Origin of the sequence: Litchfieldella anticariensis FP35 = DSM 16096 (assembly GCF_000409775.1) — a bacterium.
In the GTDB taxonomy this organism is placed as follows: Bacteria; Pseudomonadota; Gammaproteobacteria; order Pseudomonadales; family Halomonadaceae; genus Litchfieldella; species Litchfieldella anticariensis.
In genome coordinates this window covers 493,041-514,160 of the sequence record NZ_KE332377.1, presented here as the reverse complement: position 1 = coordinate 514,160, position 21,120 = coordinate 493,041, and the positions used below count along the sequence as shown (strand labels likewise).

Here is a 21,120-nt window from a genome sequence, read left to right as displayed (position 1 = left end):
ACAGTGATTGAAATGCGCAGAGTTTCCGCCTAGGCCACGACAAATCCAATCTAATATCAAATGTTGCCCCGATCGTTGCAATGAGTATGTGTTTAATATTAGATTTCCATCCCTGTGTAGCGTCTCGGCATATTTAAATAAACCGACTCCCTTCATAACTATTCCCTATCAACTTTATCAAGCGCTGGGTTTGTCATTTAGATAGCCAAACATTGTTACCATCTTCGCCATCAGCAGGAATGACATCTTTCATACTGCCTCCCTACGTATCACACCCAATCTCTCACGCTGATAACTTCCATCCTGTACACGCCGGCACCATGTCTGATTATCGAGATACCACTGCACCGTCTTGCGGATGCCACTTTCGAAAGTCTCTTTAGGTGTCCAACCCAGTTCACGCTCGATCTTGCCAGCATCGATGGCATAGCGCCTGTCATGCCCTGGTCGGTCCTCCACGAAGGTGATCAGTTCGCGGTAGAGTCGTAAGGAGGATCGGGCAGGTCGCAAGTTGGCGTTCTTGGATACCGGGGCAAGTTCGTCGAGCAGTGCACAAAGCGTATTGACGACTTCGATATTGTTTTTTTCGCTATGGCCACCGATGTTGTACGTCTCACCGACCACTCCTTTGGTCACCACCCTATACAGTGCGCGAGCATGATCTTCCACGTAGAGCCAGTCTCGAATCTGCTCACCCTTGCCGTAAACTGGCAGAGGCTTGCCCTCCAATGCATTGAGAATCACCAGAGGTATCAGCTTTTCGGGGAAATGATAGGGACCGTAGTTGTTGGAACAGTTGGTAATAAGCGTCGGCATGCCGTAGGTCCGCTGCCAAGCCCGCACCAGATGATCCGAGCTAGCTTTGCTGGCCGAATAGGGTGAGCTGGGGGCATAATGTGTTTGCTCAGTGAAAAGCCCGTCAGACCTTCCCAGATCGCCATAGACCTCGTCGGTAGATATATGATGGAAGCGAAATGCAGCCCTGCGCATTCCGCCCAATCTTTGCCAGTAGCTTCGCGCCACTTCCAGCATCGTATAAGTGCCGACGATATTGGTCTCAATGAAGGTGGAAGGGCCATCGATCGAACGGTCGACATGACTTTCCGCCGCCAGGTGCATTACGGCATCCGGCTGATGTTTTTCGAAGACGCGTTCCAACGCGGCACGATCACAGATGTCCACTAGCTCGAAAGCATAGCGGCGACTGTTGGCCACTCCGTCAAGCGATTCAAGGTTACCAGCGTAGGTGAGCTTATCGACATTGACGACCTCGTCAATGGTATTGCCGATGATGTATCGAATAACGGCTGACCCGATAAAACCTGCCCCACCGGTAATAAGTAGTTTCATAATTTAAACTACAATGTGATTAAAATAGATTAAGGGAAACACATTCAGCCAATATTACTTGTATACATAGTGATGGTAGCCATATCCGACAGCCGCTTTATTCTCCATGGCATTGAGAATACAGCCCTTGACCGTGACACCCGCCGTTTCCAGACGACGAAGAGCAGCACTGATTTCGCGTGGTGTATTCATCCGAAAGCGTGCAACCAGCAGCGTAGTACCTACCCGTTTGCCAACGATTGCAGCATCGGTCACCGCCAAGGCCGGGGGAGTATCGATAATGACCAAATCATATTCAGGACTAAATCCATCCAGAAACCAGTTAAAATTCTCATGCACCAACAGCTCGGATGGATTAGGAGGCGCTTCTCCGCGCGATATATAAAACAAGCCAGGCACTCTAGTAGGGCGAATGACCTCTTGCCATTCCACCTTTCCAGCTAACAGTTCAGAAAGTCCACCTTTTGAAGTTTCAGCGAAGGCGTTATGCACTTGGCCCTTGCGCATGTCAGCATCGATAATCAGTACTTTTTGGCCTGCTTGGGCGCAAGTCACCCCCAAGTTGATCGTCACAAAGCTTTTTCCAGCCCCAGGACTTGAGCCGGTGACCATGATAAGGTTGTTCTTGGCTTCCAACATGACAAAATGCAAGCTGGTACGAAGGCTACGTAAGGCCTCGACAGCCGGGTCAGTAGGATTGAGGCTCGCCAAGATACCGCTGATCACCTGTTTCCCAGTACGATCCCGGCGATGCTTGACTCGCGTTACCAGCTTCGATTGGCCATCGGACAAGGGAATCGTGGCATAAACCGGCACCCCCGTTGCCTCGATTTGTTCAGGTGTTTCCACCCCGCGGCGCAATAAAGCACGCAGCAGCACACCACCTACCGCCAACATGCAACCGATCAAGGTTGCCAGGATCACGATCCGTGTCTTGTTGGGAGCGATGGGCCAGTATCCAACTTGTGCTCGGTCGATGATACGCACGTTACCGATAGAACCTGCCTTGGCTACCTGCAGTTCCTGGATTTTATTCAGCACGTTGACGTAAATTGCCTGGGTGACCTCTACATCGCGCGTCAGCCGCAACACTTCCTGCTGGGCAGCCGGTAGTTCGTTCACCCGTGCATTGAGCTCGGCTTTTTCATCCGCCAGATGCTGTTTCTGGCGCATCAAGGCCTGATAGCTAGGGTGGCTGGGCTGGAAGAGCTGAGCCAATTCGGCTTCTTCGAATTCCAGCTCGTTTAGCCGCCCTTCGATCGCGATGTATCGCTGTATGGCGGTCTGTGCCTCACTGGAGACATCGATGCTATCCAACTTGACTCGGTATTCATTGAGTCGCTCTTCCGCCAGTTTGAGCTGGCTGCGCAGCTCCGGCGCCTGCTCTTCCAGAAAGGCCAGACTCTGTTCGGCTTGCGCCGACTGCCTTTCGATGTTCTGAGTCAGGAAGGTTTCGACAACGGCATTCAATGAGTTCTCGATCTCTTGCCTGTCGGTGCCTGTCATAGAGAGCCGCAACACACCGGTCGATGTTCCACGCCCACCAGCTTCCAATATTAGCAACCTACTGCCTAACGAACTGATCGCCGAACTGCGAGGCATTTTGAACAGGCGGAATTGCGCACCCGGTGGGGCATTGAACTCGTCGATGCGTAACTCGAGCTCACCATCGAGGAAGACGACCACTCGGCCAATATCACCGATTCCTACAGGCTGGTCGTTGATCAGAACACGATAGCTCTCGTTGTTGGCGCGTTCCACGACGATGACTTGCCCACGTCGCCCCGCCGCCAGTTGGAAGCGTGCCACCTCGATGCTCTCCCCTCCCCAGATATGCGGCTGTCCTTCCATGAAACTTGGTCGTGGAATACCACGACGCATGATGTAGTCACCGATGTAGGGAAGGGATACAGGCATGATTAACGTATCCTGGCCCAGTCTATCAACAGCTTGGCCCAGCACCATTCTCGACTGCAGGATCTGAATCTCAGCCGACGTGTTGAAATCCTCGACACCCAGCACATTGCTCAGGTCTCCCAGTGGGCTGAGAGTGGAGCGACGTTCGATCTGCACCAAGGCATCACCTTGGTAGATGGGAGTCGACAGTGTGGAATAGACGATGCCAAGCAACGCGGAAAAAATCGTGATGAAAATGATCCACCACTTATGATCGAGCAGCACGCCGAAAATGCGCCCAAGCTCAATTTCATCACTCTCCTTGGAAGCGCTTGGGATCGAGGGCATTTGCGTCATTGGGTATCCTAATGAACTTGAGCTAGCCTGCGCTGCCATTCGTCAACGGCTGTTGCCAACAGGCGGTGGACGTGGACATAGGCCTCTCGGCTCTTGCGATAAGGATCGGGAATGTCCTGGCCGCGGCCGTCTTCCAACCAATGCCCCAGGCGCATGGTCTTTCCAAGAGCGGCTGGCCAACGGCTGCCTATCTCACCTCGTTGGCTTTCGCTCATGACCAGCACCAGGTCTGCTTCCCCGAGCAGGGTAGCGTCGAGCTGGCGCGCGTGATGCAGGCTGAGATCAAGCCCATCGGCTTCGCCGAGCTGGCGGGCGGTGGGCTCGACACCATGGCCAACAAGTGCTGCCACCCCTGCAGATTGTATCCGGTGGTCCGGGAGTCGCTGCCGAAGCATGGCTGCCGCCACTGGGCTACGGCAGATATTGGCTCGACAGACGACCAGGAGTGAATCGAACATTGAAACTTACAAGTCGTTGAGATCAGCCGAGGTTTCGGCGAATGTGCCCGGTAGTACCACCGACGGAAGCAGCAAGCTGATCACAGTGTTCCAGCGAGCCAGCGGCGCAGTGGTCACATAGACCACATCCTGCGGTTCCAGGGGGAAGTGAGTCCCCATGGTCAATGCAGTGGCATCGCTGATATCGAGTTGATAAACGGTAGCTAGCTTGTCACTCTCTTCCGGCTGGACGCGAATCACGAAGATGCCCGAAGGTTCTGCCCGTGTCTGCACCACTCCACCAGCTCTAGCTAGAGCATCGGTCAGTGTGATGCGCTCATTACCCAAGGTCAGGTTACCAGGGCTACGCACCTCTCCGAGGACCGCCACGTTCTGGTTCTCCAGGGTCGTTACATGCAAGGCATCACCATCACGCAATAGACGATTCTGGGTCTGATCCCCTTGCCTCAGTAGTGCATAAAGAGATAACTCTTCTTTCCGACCATCACGATTTAGAATCACATTGTGCCAATTCGCCTCGCCCGAGGGACCACCAACCTCGCTGATAGCATCGAGTACGGTCAGCGGTTCGTTGGTGATCGGCAGGGTGCCAGGCGTATTAACGGCACCACTGACATAGACTTTCTTGGAGCGATAGGCAGCGACGCTTACCTCAATCTGAGGGTCGGTAATATAGGTGGCCAGGCGCCGCGTCAGTATGACGCGGATTTCGTCAACGGTTCTGCCAGCGACCTGCACTCGGCCGATATAGGGATAAAAGATGGTGCCATCAGGATGCACGGTATTACCGCTTTCCGCCGCACTGCGCTCGGCGCCAGCGGGAATCGTCAGTTCGGGATGGTCATAGACGATAATACTGAGGATATCGCCAGGTTCAATCAGATACAGATAGTTATCAATTTCTTCTTGCAGTTGTGGCGGCATCAAGCTTGCGGTATCACCGTTTAACTTACGACGGTAAGTTGCTACTAGCTCTGGGGTAATTGGCTCGATATCCACCAAGTGGCTGATATCTGGCCCCTCGGTGTCATAGTCCATATGCCCACCGGGGGCCCAGGCGCATCCGGACAGAGCACCGGCCAACAACACGATGAACAGCCATGTCACCACAGAGCGTCTGGTTCCGGTAGTATCCATTTTTGTTCCCCACGCTACCGCCCCAGGGTTGCTGTTGCGATCATCCCTGAAGCTGTCGAAATTAACTGACTGTTACAAAGTGTTCGCACTTACATCGTATGTAGTAACCAAGAGGTTTGAATTGATAGACACCTCCCCCATTACACAAGCTTACATATCATTCAGTTTTTCACATGCTGATTTTTTTATTTCTTCCTATATTAGGAATGCCACTAACCAAAGCTTGGCGATACTGAGAGAGTGACCCGCAATTAGTATTGTGAAAGTCATCTTGACTTTTATGATTTCTAGGCTACATAAACGAAAAATCCCGCGATTTGGCTGGTGCATGCCTCCCCGCGGGATAAAACTCAGGGTTTACTACGATCCTATGCACGGTGATGTTGAAGCAGCCCTCTCTTATCCAAGCCGAATGCCGGACAAAAAGACGACAAGCGCGACCACATTGCCGAAGCAAACCCTGCTCAATGGCGGCAGGGAAGCATTGCAGACCGCACGTTTACCATCGCATTTCGTTTTTAGTCGTCTCCGTTTAGCACCTGACACTGGCCGAATACGACATTGATTGGTGCCAAGCGAATGCCTCCGACGTTACCTCCCTCAGCACTTGGCAAGTCTTATCGATTTCAACCTCGGTAAGGGTGGGGTGGCAGAGAAACATCAGGCTGGTCTCGCCTAGCTCCTTGGCCACCGGCAAGGGTTGCTTGGGACGCCATCCGGTGCCATCGAAAGCCCTCTCGAGATAGACTTCAGAGCAGGAACCAGCGAAGCACGGCACACCACGGGCAATGATTTCACTCAGTATGCGGTCGCGATGCCAGCCAGCAGCCAGATATTCGGGTTCGACAAACACATAGCACTTGTAGGCAGCGTGTTCGATATACTTCGGAAGCGTCGGCACACGAATCCCCGGGCACTCGCGGGCCGTCTCCCAGATACGTTCGGCATTGGCCCGGCGAATGGACTTCCACTCGGGCATCCGCGCAAGCTGAATACGCCCGATAGCCGCTTGCATCGCGGTAAGACGCCAGTTGGTGCCGAAGCTCTCGTGCAACCAACGAAATCCCGGCGGGTGCTCACGTTTGTAAAAGGCATTCCAGCTCTTGCCATGATCCTTATAAGCCCACATGCGCTCCCACAGATCAAAGTCATTGGTGGTGACCATGCCCCCTTCCCCACCGGTGGTGATGATCTTGTCCTGACAGAACGACCAAGCACCGACATGGCCGATCGACCCCACCGAACACCCTTTGTAGATAGCACCATGGGCCTGAGCACAATCCTCGATGACATACAGGCCATGTTCCTCGGCCAGCGCCATGAGCCCCTCCATTTCACAAGGCCAACCAGCCAGATGCACAGCGATGATCGCCTTAGTGCGCGACGACATCACCCGGCATACCGAGTCGACCGTGATATTCTGCGAATCGCGATCCACATCGGCAAAGACAGGTACCGCCCCTGCTGTCACGATCGAGGATACCGATGCCAGGAAGGTGCGAGATGTGACGATGACCTCATCACCATGACCAATCCCTAGCCCTTTGAGTGCCAGTTCAAGAGCGGTAGTGCCATTGCTGACCGCGATGGCATATTCGGAGTCGGCGAATCGGGCAAATTCGCGTTCGAATTGTTGTACTTCATCTCCCGTCCAATAATTGACCCGGTTGGATAATAGAACCTGAGAGACGGCCTCGGCCTCGGCTTTGCTGTAGGACGGCCAAGGGGAAAATGGACCATTAATCATGACAGTCACCCTGCTCTGGTTGGAAAGAAAACATGTAGCGGGAAGTAGCCCGCCAAGAAGCAATCAACTCCATCGCAATGGAGTAAGATTGCAGCCGATTTCTACCGGCTTTTGATTTTCAAGCGTCGGGGGATCTAGCGATTAACTAGTACTTAAACTGTATATTATTTTAAGTTTGAATAGAACCAATCTAGCCCACCAGGGTTTTCCAGATCAGCTGTATGTCTTTTTTGAGGCACCAATCCCGGAGATATTCAATATTCAGGCGGACTTTCTCAGGATAAAGCACAAAGCGATTGTAGGTATCCGGATCCGATTGTGTGGCAAGAAGATCTTCTTCGTAGCGAAAATGCAATGTTGCCGGTCCGGTAATACCGGGACGTACGCTGAGGATTACCAAGGCCTCGCCATTCAGTCTATCGGCAAAACCAGGAACATCGGGCCGGGGGCCAACGAAACTCATGTCACCAATAAGCACATTCCATAGCTGGGGAAGCTCGTCGATCTTACTCTTGCGAAGAAAGTGGCCGATACAAGTAATACGGGGATCGTTTGCTGTCGTCACCGTGGTCTGGATATGTTGACTGGGGCGCATGGTCTTGATTTTATAAAGGGTGAAAATGCGTCCCCCCATTCCGACCCGCTGTTGAGTGAAAAGACCATGGCTCCGTGTATCAAAGCTAGAAATAAGATAGGCTAGCGCGATTAGCCATCCAGTAAGGATAAGCCCCAGAAGCGCTAGTGAGATATCGAGTCCCCGCTTTTGAATTCCCTGAACTCGGTTCAGTGTTTTCATAACGTCCCCTTGTAAGAACGATATATCTTGACCAGAAGATGAAAATCAACAGCCTCGACGTATTGATTCTTGGGTCAGGAGAGCTCCGACCTTATCAAGTATTGGGAAACGTCCTCTGGTACGGGATCCAAGAAGGTGACGGAGAAAATAGGCACTTGTAATTAGCCCGCCAAATAGTGGTGTATAAGCCACCTCCAGCTTGGCGAATTGACGTGTAAAACCGAAAGTTCCTATGAAAAAGTTCTGCACCTGAGTTTGATGATAAATCGATCGACTGCCATCAGTTACATAATCAAGTCCACGAGCATTGAGATAATCATCAAGCATTACATGAGTCAGTGCATAGCTGGAGTAATCACGTAGTGAATCAGGTACATACCAGATATTCTCCCAGAATGCGGCCTTTGACTGAAGATGATTTTCAGAGAAGGCAACCATGCGTTCACCTTGAAAGACTGCATAATATTCCACAACATCGGGATAGCTTGCTGCAGCCTCGAGACGCCGCTGAAAATCATCATGTCGTGGTAGGCTAGCGGCTCCAGCGGTGTCGTAGCGTGCCGCCGCCTGCACACAAACGCTATGTCCCTGTTCTCGCATTTCGTCCAAGCTGGCCCGCCGCACCGTCAAACGCTTCAACCCGCGACGTATCTTGCTGCGAGTGTTGGTGCTGCACTGCTCAAGTGAATAGGGACCTTCCCGAACTACGAACCACCAGGGGCTCGATTCAGTCCTGTCGAAGCCGCACGTCCAACGAACGAAAGGGTGACGAGAAGCCTTCAGCAGCCGTCGGGCCTGCTCGGTGCTGATCTTGGGCACGACATGCGGCAGGTAAGCCGGCATCATGAATCCCTGGTAGGCATACCACTCAACACCATCCATGCGAACCACCTGGTGGCCGGCTGCCTCGAGAAAACCGGCATATTCGTTCTCCTCGACCATATCTTTCCCCTGCGCTGCGCTGAAGTCACATCAAGTGCTGTGTTGAGGCGCTAGACACTGCACGCGTCCGCCCTGTACGAGGCTCTTCAGTTCATTGTCGCCATGACGTCCATCGAAATCCCCTGCATCCAGACATTCCTGCAGCAACGTCAGTAAGGCCAATCGGAACAGCACCTGATGATGGGAAGTCGCCACCTGTTGTGCCTGCAGGCCAGTCAGTCGCATGACGAAAGGTTGCACTCGTCTGGCAGCACTCCCGAGCCACTGCGAGCGGCTGACCTGACGGCGAAGATCATACAAGCGCCGATGCAAAAGGCTTCCGCGTCCACTACTAGTCGGCTGGCTGGTGAAGAACTCGGCCACGAAGGCACGCATGCCATCCGGGTCGATATCATCTCCCAATGGCAGGGCTTCGAAGCGTTCAGGCATCAAGCGAGGCAGCAGCGCTTTCCTAAGCCGTCCCTGCTGCCGCATGAGGCAAGGCCAGTCGATACCAGCTTCCACAGCAGTGACCGGAATCTCTCCAAGTGCGGGAAACCGTTGTTTCAGCAACGCCACGTAGGCTGCCTTGTCGACTCGCAACAATGGTGAAAGCTGAGTGACCACGTCCATCACCTCAGCCGTCATCAGTGGGCGGCGTACTGCCAGCATGGGGGACTTGAAATTGCCTGGCGCCAGGATCCAGCGAGAGATATAGGTATGGAAGTAGAGATAGTCCTGAATATCCTTGGGCGAATCGTTAGGGCCCGCATCAATCAAGCCATCGATCTCGTCGACAAAGCACTGTCGAGTCTCTCGAACCGCCGAGTCGCTCAACAAACGAACCAATGGCCCTAGGGCCGTGCGCAAGGCATCGTGCAGAATGTTCTCAACGGCCTCGTCACGAGTGGCGGGCAATGGCCCGGCACCAAAAGCCTGGTCGCCCAGCACCACGAATCGTGCATCATGTGTCTGCCACGCATCGAATGTCTGCAGAGAGCTTGCAAAGCTGCTTGCATTATCAGTCAGTAATTCACTGATACGGCACCACGGCTTGGCATATTCGACCCAGTCACTCCCGTCGAGCTGACAGACATCGAAACTAACCCCATGAGCGGCGGCCAGGCGACGGCTGAGGTCCGGATCCGAATGTGGCAAATCATCTCGGGCTGCCCAGGTCAGCGCCTTATTAGGCAATCGACCGAGACGGTGGGTGTAAGCCAGTATGCCTCGCGAGTCGAGTCCTCCGGTAAGAAACAACTGATAGCCATCGGTTTCGTCCAGTTCGGCAAGCATGGTGTGATGAGAGCAGTACAGGGTCTGGTACAAGGTATCCACCGCCTCCGCCCGCGAATGGATTCGTGACTCGAAGTGCAAATCCCAGTAACGCCTACGCTGCAACTGCTGAGTTGCGGGCTGGTAGTGAAGTAGCTCTCCCGGCCCGAGACGAGCCACGCCCTCGAACATCGTGCGATTACCAATCAGGTAGCGGCTCATCAAAAACTGCAGGGTGCTGCGTCGATCGAGTCGCGCCGGAGCAGCCAGCAATCTCAGTACCGCCTTGGCTTCGGGAGCGAACGCCAGTGCCCCTTGTTGCATGGCGTAGCACAATGGAATGGTGCCAATGGGGTCGGTAAACAGCCACAAACTGCCTCGGCGCCAGTCCCATAGGGCAATGGCATGGCTGCCTTCTCCTCTCAGCAGGCTGTCCAGCCCTCGCTCACGATATCGGTGGGCTAACGCTCGCGCATCGAGATGCCAGCCATCCAACATTACGCTGCCGTGCAGCACCAGCAGCACCCCGTCACCATCATCATGCCAGGACAGTTCACCTGTGTGAGCGGCTGAGTAAAGACCGCCAAGGTCGATACTTCCTCTTGTTGGTAGCCATCGTGCCATGGCACTTGATGAATGCAGCAGGCTTGCGGCTGCGGCATCGAGCCGGTGGCGCGGGGCATTGAGGTGCGCACCACCCAAGATGCCACCCATTAATGCAGCTCCCTGACACGGCTATCGGCGGTTACAACGTTTATCGACATGGCTGCCAGAAGCGATGGCAGAACAACATCAACATGATAGCTAGCGGCAGCCTCCCTGGCCGCGGTCTTCATGGCCAGCAGGGCATCACCATGATGGATGAGCCAGTCCAAACGCTTCTTGAGGGAATTCACATCACCGCTGGAAAACAGCAACCCCGTGACACCGTCGGTGACGACTTCACCATTGTCCTGCCAGTCTGAGGCAATAACAGGAATTCCGGCGGCATAAGCTTCCACTACAACCCCTGGAAATCCCTCTCCCTCATAGCGGGTCGGAAAAATCAGGGCATCGTAACGACTCAATACCTCAAGGACAGATTCTGGTGTCAGAGCTCCCCGGTAGGCGATCGCCTCCCCCCTACCCTGCAGCAATCCATCAAGCCAGGTGGCGTTGTCCTCGGACACTGGCCCATAGAGATCGAGTGAACAACAAGTCCGCTTGTTGTCCGCATTTAGCGAATCCACAGCCTCAATGGCAAAATCTGCCCCCTTCTCAGGAATCATGCGCGACAGAAAGACTAGCCTGAGCGGATCGCCTACCCCACTGGATAGCGGTCGTTCCCGGGGAAAATCACGAAAATTCGGAAGCCAGCGAAGATTATCAAACCCCAGGCCTGCCAAGCATTCGATCATACGGAAGCTCTGGACATGCACACTGTCAAGCTTGCGTAGCCCGCGTATTAGCCAAGGGTGGTGATGGATGAATTCGGGGAGCCAGCCCCCAATCACCAGATAGTGCACTGGCACCGAATAGCACCACCGCCAATAAAGGTAGAAAGGCAATAGATGCTTGAGCCCCCTCTCGGCGGGCATGATGATGACCTGCTCGGCATCCCGGAAACCGCGCTGGATGTCACGAAGCTTAGCCAGGGGTTGAGTATTGAAGTCGTGTGTATCGATACAACGCACCCGTTCGTCCCCCAAATGCTTCTGAAGCTCGGCGACCACCAATCGAGTTCTCAGGATCTGACCATTTTGACCGGCACTATCTCCCCCCAGGTTGCCAATCAGGCATATCCGCACATCAGAGGCCGACTCACGCCTGATGCTGTCGTTCGCCGATATCACTTTCATGCAGCGTCTCCTTCAACAGCGCTTCCAACTCATCGGTCAGACGGTCACGAGAAAAACGCGTTCTGGCCAGCTCCAGGGCTTTGGCAGCGGCACGCTTCTGACCTGCCGAGTCGGCAAACCACTCGCGCAATTGCAAGGCTGCCTGCGGCGGATCACGGGAGAGCACCAGCCCGGCACCACTCTGTTCAATCAGTTCCGCCTGCCACCCCCCGTAATTGATGGCAACAGGTGTCCCTGAGGCCAGAGCATCGAAAAACTTGTTGGCGGAATTTTTCTCCATTTCCGGCAGCTCGATAAAACACGAAATCGCAAGATCCGCCGCAGCAAAGGCATCGACAATGCCCTGCTTGGTCATATGTGGATACATGAACAGATGCTGGCCCAGAACCCCTAGCTTTCTGGACAATTGCCGCACCTTTTCTACTTCGGCACCACCACCGATGATGACAACTCTCAGCGAGGGAATCGTTTCACGGCACACCGCTGCCAGATGCGCTAGGTATTCAACGCCATTAATCCTGCCCAGGGTGCCGGCGTATAGCAGGATCTTGCCGCCTGCGAGCTCAGGATGAGTTAGTCGAAACCGCTCGATAGCAGATGGATCCGAAGTGAATAGCTCAAGATCACAACTATTGGGAATGACACGGATGCGACTGGGTTCATAACCTGCTGCCACCACCCCATCACGCATCCCTGGCGACAACGCTACCACTCGAGCAGCATTACGGTAGGCGAAGCGCTCAAGTTCACGAGCCATGCGAATCAACATGGGATGACGCAGAGCACCTACGGCGATCGGCATCTCAGGCCAGAGATCACGCACTTCAAACACCATCGGGCACCGCTGCCGCCGAGACGCAAATACCGCAGGAAGGGCTATGGTAAGCGGCGTGCTGGTAGCAAACACCAGATCCCCGGACAGCTTTGTCGCACGGCGTGCAGCTCCGATGGCAAAACGAAAGAAGGAGCGTAGACGTTGCGCGTAACTCATGACATTGTCATAAGGTACGGGTAACCAGTGCACCTCGATTCCCTCTTCGTCGGTGACGAACCAATCACGTCGCCCGTCATCCTCACGCCAGGAAGTCAGCATGCGAACCCGATGCCCACGACTCACCAGGCGCCTGGCAAGTTCATAGGATCGAGTACTACCGTTCATGCCAGGAGTATTGAAGTACTGGTGCAGATAGATGATCTCCACATATTTCTCCTTCCTCGGATTTCAGACAAAGCCAAGAACTGATCGCTGATTTCTTTCGGATCCATGAAAGACTCGAGCCACCAGCAGTCAAACTCCGACGGCAAGTACCCTGAAGTTTGTCGCTATCAATGATGATCAGAGCCCTCGATTGGCCTGTGTTGAAACGAGTGAAGTGGGATACGATAAAGGGATCAATTGATAGGCACCCACATTAGCGGCTAGGGCTAGCGTCACCCAGAAGTACCGATTGAACGCCATGGTTCCAGTTAGACCAAACCACAGCCCAGTGACCACTAAACTGATCAACAATGCACCACTTGGCGTATGTCGAACTTGCCAGCAACGAAGGAGTATCGACCCCAGAAAGCCCAACCATAGTATGAGTGCTGGTATGCCGAAAGAGATAGCTACATGCAGATAAGCATTGTGAGTGGTGAGTGCTACACCACTCAAGTAGCCACCCAGTAATTCCATGAAGTCGGGACCTTGTCCCATCAAGGGTTTCTCAGTGATAAGTTGCCATGACCAATACCAGATTTTGAAGCGACTCATATCCTCTTGACCTACCACGGTATTTTGCAGCCTTTCAATGACCAGATCAGTGCTGAGGACAAACCCGAGGCCGGCAAATAGCACAGGGGGGAGAACATATATATAGGCTGAAGTGTTTCGACTCCTCGCTTCCAGCATCAGCAACATGGTGATGCCAACCATCATGGAGAGGAAGCCCCCACGGCTGCCTGATTTAAGGATAGCCAGCATCAAGATTGCGCATCCCAATAACAGTGCCATGACTTGCCACAGTTGCATGGTTCGAACCCTTTCTATCAGCAACCACAATAAAGTGATCAGCCCTAGGGTATAGAAGTATGCTTGCTGGTTGAGATTGATCTCTTCAAAACCACTGCGGCCTTTTGAAAATTCAGCACTCCCTAGTAACAAGCCCATCATGGCGATGAGTAACACTGCAGCCACTACACTGCCCAAAAGAATGGGCAATGCTCTGGGATCACGGGACAAGTCAAGAAGAATAATGGCAAGAATAAAGACCTGAAACCACTGCAGATAGAATATGAGTTGCGTGGTGTCGCCAGCAATCCAGCGCAACAGCTCCACGACCATAGTGGCACCGAAAAGCAGTAACAGCCATACCGTTGGCCCTTTGTAAATTCGATAGTGGGAAACCCCATGCATCGCAAAGGCCAGTGCCAGGATCATCCCCATGGCCGCGGAAGGTGTGCGCAACAATGGCAAGCTGGTCAATGTCAGGTAGTCAAACATCGACAAGAACAAAAAAAGACCAGCAAATATCAACAGTATCAGCGGCTTGCGCTCATACCCGAGGTAGGAAACCCATGGCATGGCAATCTCTCACGGACTTGGTGATAAGGAACGATAGCCACCTTGTAACCAGTGACAACACTCACGCAGTGGGTGGAAGGGGCCATCGAGTTCGGCTTCCAAGTGATGGCTAGGTGCATTGGGCAAGCCTAGCCGGGATAGTGTGAAGAGGGTGGTATTGACCACCGTGTTATAGCGCTTCTGTTGGTTGGGGATGAAACAGGAACGGAAGCCAGTTTGCTTTATGCAACGAATCACGTCGTCGCTATAACTCCCCCCAGGCAGACAGAACGGCGCAGCCTCCAGGCCCAGATGATCACGCAGTTCTTCCCGGCAGCGTCTAATCTCGTGGCAGGCCTCTGCAATGGGTACTTGACCCAGCAGAGCGTGGGAATAACTATGTCCACCGATCTCGACCCCGCTTGCCTGCAGCAGGCGGGCGTCCTCCCAACTCAGCATTTGGTCTAGTGGTGGTTCGACCCCTAGCTGGTTTGCCAAGCCGGTAATGATGGAATCACGCGCTTCTCGTTGAAGAGGAGCAATCCCGAGCTTGATCCGCTGGTAGGCAGCCCGGCGCTGGTGGGAATCGTTCAGCGGCGCTGGCTGCTCGCCCAACTGTGGATGAGACACCTGATGGTTACACGTTTGCTGAAAGATGACGCCGAGACGCTGTGACCAAGGCAGCTCGCCATTGGTCAGAGAACGCGTCACCACGAAAATGGTCGCCGGCACCCGGTAGCGTTCCAGTATAGGAACGGCATTTTCCAAATTGTCGCGAAAACCATCATCGAAGGTCAGCACGACCGATCGTGCCGGCACTGCCCTTCTCTGTTCCAGGCAATCTATCAATGTCTTGAGCGGGATGACCTCGTAATGGCGAGTCAGATAGGCGACCTGGTCATCGAACCACGCCGGGCGAAGCCCTTGAAGGTAGCCATCGTCATCATCGCTGAATCGGTGCCCATAGAGGATGAATGCCCCTTCGTGTCGCCTCAAGCCTCGCCCCATGGAGCTGAGGCCACAACTCACTACCGCACGACTAGCCAGGTCCCTAACAAATTCTTTCATGGGAGAAATGCTCCAAGGCATAGCGAAGGCGCTCATTGGCGCAGGCGTTGCGTGCGAAATCACCTGGATCAAAGTGCCATTCACCTTCTGGATCACGTGCCATACGCCCGGGCGTTCCATCCAAGCGCAGTTGGTCGATGGAGACACTGGCACCAAAGACAGTCTGCAATTCGTTGACCAACAGGGTTCCATCGGCGGTCTCGAACATATCGACATCCATACTGCGAAACCCCGCCGCCTCGGTAATGTGATGCAACATTTCCAGTTGTCGACGGCCTGGCGGCTCCCAGTCCACCTGGCCAGAGCCGCTGTGGAAGTCACCGGCACGGCCCTTAAGATGGCCGAAATAGGAGTCACCAATACGCACCATGCGCCATTCGCGAATCTCCGGGAGATATTCCTGGAGCAATAGACTGCCCCACTCGCGATCGCGCTTATCATGCCCCGCCGGCACATGACCATTACCAAAGGACTGCTTGACGATACGCTGCAGAGCCCGACGAGTGCGTATGATCTGCACACCGGTAGCAGCGGCACCGAAGCGAGTCTTGAAGACGATAGGCAATGCGCACTGACGAGCAAAGTCTTTGGCCTGATGTACCTCGAAGAACACCCAGGTACGGGGATGGGGAATATGGTGCGCCCTGAGCCAATCGCAGGTGCGGATCTTGTCTTCATACATCCAGCTCTCGACGAAGCTGGGGAACACGGCTAGCCCAAGGTCGTGCTCCAGCAACTTGCAACGATCCTTGAAGAGCCTGGCATAGGGCCCCAAGCTGGCATCAGGCCAGACCAGGAACAGCTGGCAGCCGCTGTCGATGACATATTCCAGCCAATTCGGGTGCGCAATATCGACCACTTGGAACGGCACCCCCATTTCCTGGCAAGCGCGCACGTAGTGGGTATGACGCTGGACCCGGCTCTTGAGAATGCCGACTTTTACGGGACTGCCATAGCGGTTGATGTCGCTTTCAGTCACCTCGGACAAGGGATCACAGCGGGCAAAATAGCGGCGCTTGACTTCAGAAAATGACACATGGCGCTGTATCGCGTATCTAAGGTCGCGCGGTACCCAGCGACGCGCCAGGTCAACCCAGTCGGTGGACATTGTCATCCCTCAACATCTCGGCATACAGGTTCAGGTAATCATCGATGAAGCGTTCCTGATGGAACCACTCCATGGCGAGTCGACGCGACCGCTGTCCCATTTGCAGACGCTGCTCTGCCGATGTCAGCAGCATCCGTTCCATGGCACTGGCAATCGACAAGGAGTCGGTTTCATCGCAAAGAAAACCATTGCGTGCTTCCTTGACTACCAAGGGCAGATCGGAGACGCGGCTGACCACGATGGGCAAGCCACAGGCCATGCCCTCCACCACTGCATTGGGAAAGCCTTCCTGTAGCGAAACATGGACCAGCGCATGGGCCTGCTGGTAAGCGCGTTCGATATCCCGGGTCTCACCGTGGAAGCTGATCAGCTCCTGCACCCCCAATTGATCGGCTAAGGCCACCGCACGGCGGTAATCAGCCGATGGAGCGTGATCACCTCCCAGGCCACGACGCCCGAACCAGTCGAGATGGAATCCCTCCCCCTGACGCCGGTATAACTCAGCAACGGCCCGTACGACGCGTTCGGGATTCTTCACGCCATATACGCTACCGACGACACAGAAGCGAAACGGAGATTCACAGGGAGATGAAAGGGCCGGGCGGAACTGAGTGACGTCGAGACCATTGCGCACCACCGCCACCCGGCCACGCAGCCATGGGGCCAGCGCCTCCAGACTGCGGCGGTTGAGGTCAGTTTGGGTGACGACTCGGTCGGCCAGAGCGAACAGGCATAGAGCAGCCCACAGAGAAGGCTTGTGACGGCCATAGGTCGCCGTCGAGAAATCACTGGCCAGCACTCTGCAAGCCGGACCAACCAGTCGGGCCAGCACGGCGACACCGGACGCGCGCTTCATGAAACCATGGGCGATGTCCGGCTCGAAGTCCCTAAGCCAGCGACGAACCACGCCGATCTTGGCCAACCTGCCACGTGAAACATGATGGCGTACGACCACTCCCTGAGCCTCGAGGGCCGTGTCATGGGGTGACCCACCGTCGTAGCAGAATACCTCCACCTGGTGTCCTCCCTGCACCAGTCCTCCGGCCAGGCGCATGAGTTGACGCTCCGCACCTCCCTGGCAAAGCCCGCCGATCAGCAGCCCGACTTTCATGTCTCACCTCGCGCAGGAGGATATCCCGCATCGTCAAGTACAGGAGTCGCATCGGACTCTCCTGACATCCCCAGGAAGGGCGCGCAGCACTGCCAGTCATGCGTGTTCTCCTGGCGAAAGAATCGATGCGGCGGCCGGACATGGGAGCGGAAATAGGCATAGCAGTCTCGCATGATGCGTACTTCGCTATGACCCGATTGCCAGTAATCTTGATGGGGCTCAAAGACATCGAACGCTACCGCGTCCCCAAAGATGGCGTAGCAACTCTGATAGGCACTGGAATACAGTGTCGCCACCCTGGCCGGAGGTAGCGGTTGGCGGACCAGTTCCAACTCGATCGGCCCCGAGCGACTGACGACCTCCATTCCCGTAGCACTGGCCAGCCTGGCAAGGTTATCCCGGCACTCACGAGGGTGGGGCCAGTACAGTACGCGCTGCTCGGCATAAGCGCCGCTCCGTATGCTTTGCACGAGTTCCAGGTAGGCGGATAACGATGTCACGCCAAACTCGACCAGGGGCTGACCAAGAAACCAGATATCTCGTGCGGCACCTCCCCCCGGTGAACGCTTCATCACATACGAGCGCAGATAATCATAAGTATTGTGCAGAGTTCTTGTTCCTGGTCGCACATCAGCATAAGCCGTGAACTGCCAGGCGTTATCGAGAAGGGTTCGACGAATGCCCAGCAAACGTCGGCGTAGCCATTTGCTTCGTGAGCGATCTGCAAATCCCGAGAGCGTGGACGTGCCATCGTCACAGATCAGCAGCTCCTGCCCACCTCCCTGTGAGGCAAAGTCCAGGTGCAAGACCTCGTTGGGGTTGCCGATGACCAAGAGCTCTGACGTAGGCCACCGTATCAACATCTGCGCTATTCGACGATGAGTCGCGACATCGGCCAGCACATCGGCCAAGCAACGTAGCAACGGGCTCAGCCGCACATGGGGCAGCAATCTACCGGCCTTTACGGTATCGATACGGGTCCAGTTCGCAATACCAGGCAGGTCAACGAAGTCCCGGTGCCGATAATGCTGTTCGAGGATCACCAAATAACGTTCCCGGCTGCCCAGCAGCTCAACCAGTTCCTTGGCGTTGAGATACTGCAGCGGTGTCGACACCATGACATGGCAACGCCGTCCATGGAGATCAGCGGGGCAGGTATGGTTGCCGACAGCAAGCCGTGCCTCACGCGTCATGACAGTGTCACCAAGCCCCTGGCGGCCCACTTTCCCAGGTAACCCTCGACCACGGAGATCGGCAGCCCAACACGACTCGCCAGCAGAGCGACACTCGTCGGCCTGGAAAGCGTAGGCATGAGTTCCATCAGTTGTCGCATGCGACGGCGCTGGTCGTCGGGGATATCGCCAAAGGCCACCTGCCCCGGGTCGATGTAGAGATCGTAGTCCGGGTGCGATAGACAGATGTTGCCGATGAATCGCTTACTGACGATGGCACTCGACTCGAGGGTCTCGATGGCCTGCAACAAGACCTGCAGCGCCTCATCGAGGCGTTCGGGACGCATCAAGGCAACGTTGTCGCGATCGCTGTGATATTCCGGATAGGGATAGCGTGACAGCGACGCCATCGGAATGCCGTAAGCCTCCCAGATGTATTCATCATTGATCAGGGCACTGGCAAATTCGCCGGTGTGATGCTGACAACCACCTTGTTGCAACGCATCGACCAGGGCCAGTTCGATATTCGACTGCTGCTGGCGCGAGAACTGGAGAGCTAGTTCGGTGGGTGAACCCAGCATTTCGAGCATGACACCTTCCAGCAAGCATTCCCTTTCCTGCTGCGGCAGGTGACCAAGGTAATATTCGTTGCCAATGATCCCCGGCGCCAGCACCAACCGATAACTGAAGTGGGTCTGCGGCCGGTTCTGCAGCGCCTTGAACAGGGCAACTCCCACCGCCACTCCCGAGAGACCGTCATTCGCCACGCCTGGGTGATCCAGATTGGCACCGAAAACGATGGTGTCAGACGAGCGCCCTTGAAGTGAGTAGTCGAGCACACGCAGCATACCCGGCGCTTCTTCGGTCTCGATCACCACCTCGTAGTCGCCCTCCTCAAGAGAGTCGTAAAAGGTTTGCGGCACACAAAATCCCCAGTCGCGCCGCCAGCTACGAAACATCTGACGAAAGTGGAAGGGAATGATATCGGGATCGCGATGATCGTAGTGCAGGTGACGGCGTAGCTCTTCGCGGTTCACTGTGCCCCGAAAGGGAGCGGAAAGCGCCATGACCGCCAAGGGGTGGCATCGACCGTCGTAAATCCTGCGTCCGCCTTGAAAAATGCCGGCCGTCTTGACATCCCACTTTGGTGGAATCACCCATCCGTTGTAGTGATCCTCCGACGAATAGCTCAGCGCCCTGAACGGCAACCGCGACATCATGTACTCAATGGTATGGTCGTAGTCGCTCGAGCAGACTACCCGGTTCAGCGGAGTCAGATCGGCCAGGATCTCCATCATGTCGTTGGTGGCAGTATCTCGCGTCATGACGTCTCCTTGGACCCCGCTGCCGACAATCGCTCACGGCCCCGTCCCTCGAAGCCCATAGGCGTGGGCGCCTCCACATCTGTCGGCAGGTCATTGGTATCGATACGCGGCAAGGTCAAGGGATCATTCACTGTCAGGTCCGCCAGTGCCACTTCGGTAGTCAGTCCAAGGGCACACCCTCGCGCCCGTAGAATACTCAGCAGCGAATCATCATAGCCGCCGTAGGGGTAACACATGACCCAGTCATCTCGGTATGCCCCGAGCGCCTCGAGAAAACGCAGTCCCCGATCGACCTCCTTGACCTGATGCGCATGATCCAGGCTGTTCAGCCAATAGTGCTGATCGCCATGACTGCCAATGAACATACCGGCCTCCAGCAGATGACGCAGTTGTCCCTCGCTCATGTACAGTTCTTCGGCAAAGGCTTTCTCGTCACTGGTGACATATTGGCTGAACAGACCCTCGGTCAGTTGCTGGCGGAAATCCTCGGGCAGTTCTCTTTGCAGTGCCCGCTTGACGAAAGTGGTGGGCGGATCGTCATAACGACTATCACTGGAAAGTCTCGAAAAATAGACGTGGTTGGGCTCAAGACCATAATGAGCTCTGGCTTCATCCATGGCAGAGAAGATGCAATCCACCAGGACACCAGGATCCTCGACGCTCGCCAAGATGAACTGAATCTTGTTGACGTCCAGAACCCGTCGCTCGAGCACCGCACAGGCCGGTGGAAAAAAGCTGCCCTGCATGCTTCGCTGCGACAGCAAAGGCAGCACATGGTCATGATGATCCCGATAGCCATCATCGAACGTCAGCAGCAAGGGATGTGCAGGCAAGACATCCCTTTCGCCCCGCGAGGCAGCGATCACCTGCTCCATGCTGACGACCTGATAGTGGCGCTGGATATAGTCGAGCTGTCCACGAAAGCGTTCCAGGTCCATTGCCTTCAGACGGGGATACCGGGACGCTTCCAGAGGGCGCACATAGTGGTACATGACAATGGTAAGAGGGATGGGCATCAT

17 protein-coding genes are annotated in these 21,120 nt (G+C 55.0%); all 17 read right to left on the bottom strand.

Annotated features, from left to right (window positions below; genetic code table 11):
• Positions 1–249: 249 nt before the first annotated feature.
• A complete protein-coding gene (gene rfbB, locus L861_RS02385; protein ID WP_016414945.1) occupies positions 250–1,350 on the bottom strand; it encodes a dTDP-glucose 4,6-dehydratase in 1,101 nt (366 codons plus the stop codon).
• 54 nt (positions 1,351–1,404) lie between these two features.
• Entirely contained in the window at positions 1,405–3,603 is a 2,199-nt protein-coding gene (locus tag L861_RS02380) for a polysaccharide biosynthesis tyrosine autokinase (RefSeq protein WP_016414944.1), read from the bottom strand.
• Between the two features lie 8 nt (positions 3,604–3,611).
• Positions 3,612–4,061, bottom strand: coding sequence for a low molecular weight protein-tyrosine-phosphatase (locus tag L861_RS23960; RefSeq protein WP_081645751.1), 450 nt, complete (start codon positions 4,059–4,061; stop codon positions 3,612–3,614).
• A gap of 6 nt (positions 4,062–4,067) precedes the next feature.
• Positions 4,068–5,198 (bottom strand): polysaccharide export protein, encoded by a 1,131-nt coding sequence (locus L861_RS02370; RefSeq protein ID WP_016414942.1) that lies wholly within the window; start codon positions 5,196–5,198, stop codon positions 4,068–4,070.
• A gap of 532 nt (positions 5,199–5,730) precedes the next feature.
• Positions 5,731–6,945, bottom strand: a complete 1,215-nt coding sequence (locus L861_RS02365; protein ID WP_016414941.1) for a DegT/DnrJ/EryC1/StrS family aminotransferase — start codon at positions 6,943–6,945, stop codon at positions 5,731–5,733.
• 190 nt (positions 6,946–7,135) lie between these two features.
• Entirely contained in the window at positions 7,136–7,741 is a 606-nt protein-coding gene (locus L861_RS02360) for a sugar transferase (protein WP_016414940.1), read from the bottom strand.
• 45 nt (positions 7,742–7,786) lie between these two features.
• The gene (locus tag L861_RS02355) at positions 7,787–8,683 is read right to left on the bottom strand and encodes a hypothetical protein (protein WP_016414939.1); all 897 of its coding nucleotides are present in this window, start codon (positions 8,681–8,683) and stop codon (positions 7,787–7,789) included.
• Between the two features lie 30 nt (positions 8,684–8,713).
• Positions 8,714–10,651 (bottom strand): asparagine synthetase B family protein, encoded by a 1,938-nt coding sequence (locus L861_RS02350; protein WP_016414938.1) that lies wholly within the window; start codon positions 10,649–10,651, stop codon positions 8,714–8,716.
• Positions 10,651–11,775 carry a glycosyltransferase family 4 protein gene (locus L861_RS02345; protein ID WP_016414937.1) on the bottom strand — a complete coding sequence of 375 codons (1,125 nt, stop codon included), beginning with the start codon at positions 11,773–11,775 and terminating at the stop codon, positions 10,651–10,653. The genes L861_RS02350 and L861_RS02345 overlap by 1 nt, the downstream gene beginning before the upstream one ends.
• Positions 11,738–12,976, bottom strand: a complete 1,239-nt coding sequence (locus L861_RS02340; protein WP_016414936.1) for a glycosyltransferase family 4 protein — start codon at positions 12,974–12,976, stop codon at positions 11,738–11,740. The genes L861_RS02345 and L861_RS02340 overlap by 38 nt, the downstream gene beginning before the upstream one ends.
• Before the next feature lie 135 nt (positions 12,977–13,111).
• Complete coding sequence (locus L861_RS02335; RefSeq protein WP_016414935.1) at positions 13,112–14,338, bottom strand: O-antigen ligase family protein; 1,227 nt, start codon at positions 14,336–14,338, stop codon at positions 13,112–13,114.
• Positions 14,339–14,347: 9 nt separating this feature from the next.
• The gene (locus tag L861_RS23955) at positions 14,348–15,385 is read right to left on the bottom strand and encodes a polysaccharide deacetylase family protein (RefSeq protein WP_161629069.1); all 1,038 of its coding nucleotides are present in this window, start codon (positions 15,383–15,385) and stop codon (positions 14,348–14,350) included.
• Positions 15,369–16,493, bottom strand: coding sequence for an ATP-grasp domain-containing protein (locus tag L861_RS24420; protein ID WP_016414933.1), 1,125 nt, complete (start codon positions 16,491–16,493; stop codon positions 15,369–15,371). The genes L861_RS23955 and L861_RS24420 overlap by 17 nt, the downstream gene beginning before the upstream one ends.
• Positions 16,474–17,604 carry a glycosyltransferase family 4 protein gene (locus tag L861_RS02320; protein WP_016414932.1) on the bottom strand — a complete coding sequence of 377 codons (1,131 nt, stop codon included), beginning with the start codon at positions 17,602–17,604 and terminating at the stop codon, positions 16,474–16,476. Before L861_RS02320 ends, L861_RS24420 begins: the two co-directional genes overlap by 20 nt.
• Positions 17,601–18,797 (bottom strand): hypothetical protein, encoded by a 1,197-nt coding sequence (locus tag L861_RS02315; protein ID WP_016414931.1) that lies wholly within the window; start codon positions 18,795–18,797, stop codon positions 17,601–17,603. The genes L861_RS02320 and L861_RS02315 overlap by 4 nt, the downstream gene beginning before the upstream one ends.
• The gene (locus L861_RS02310; RefSeq protein WP_016414930.1) at positions 18,794–20,101 is read right to left on the bottom strand and encodes a DUF4910 domain-containing protein; all 1,308 of its coding nucleotides are present in this window, start codon (positions 20,099–20,101) and stop codon (positions 18,794–18,796) included. Before L861_RS02310 ends, L861_RS02315 begins: the two co-directional genes overlap by 4 nt.
• Positions 20,098–21,117 carry a polysaccharide deacetylase family protein gene (locus L861_RS02305; RefSeq protein ID WP_016414929.1) on the bottom strand — a complete coding sequence of 340 codons (1,020 nt, stop codon included), beginning with the start codon at positions 21,115–21,117 and terminating at the stop codon, positions 20,098–20,100. Before L861_RS02305 ends, L861_RS02310 begins: the two co-directional genes overlap by 4 nt.
• Positions 21,118–21,120: the final 3 nt, after the last annotated feature.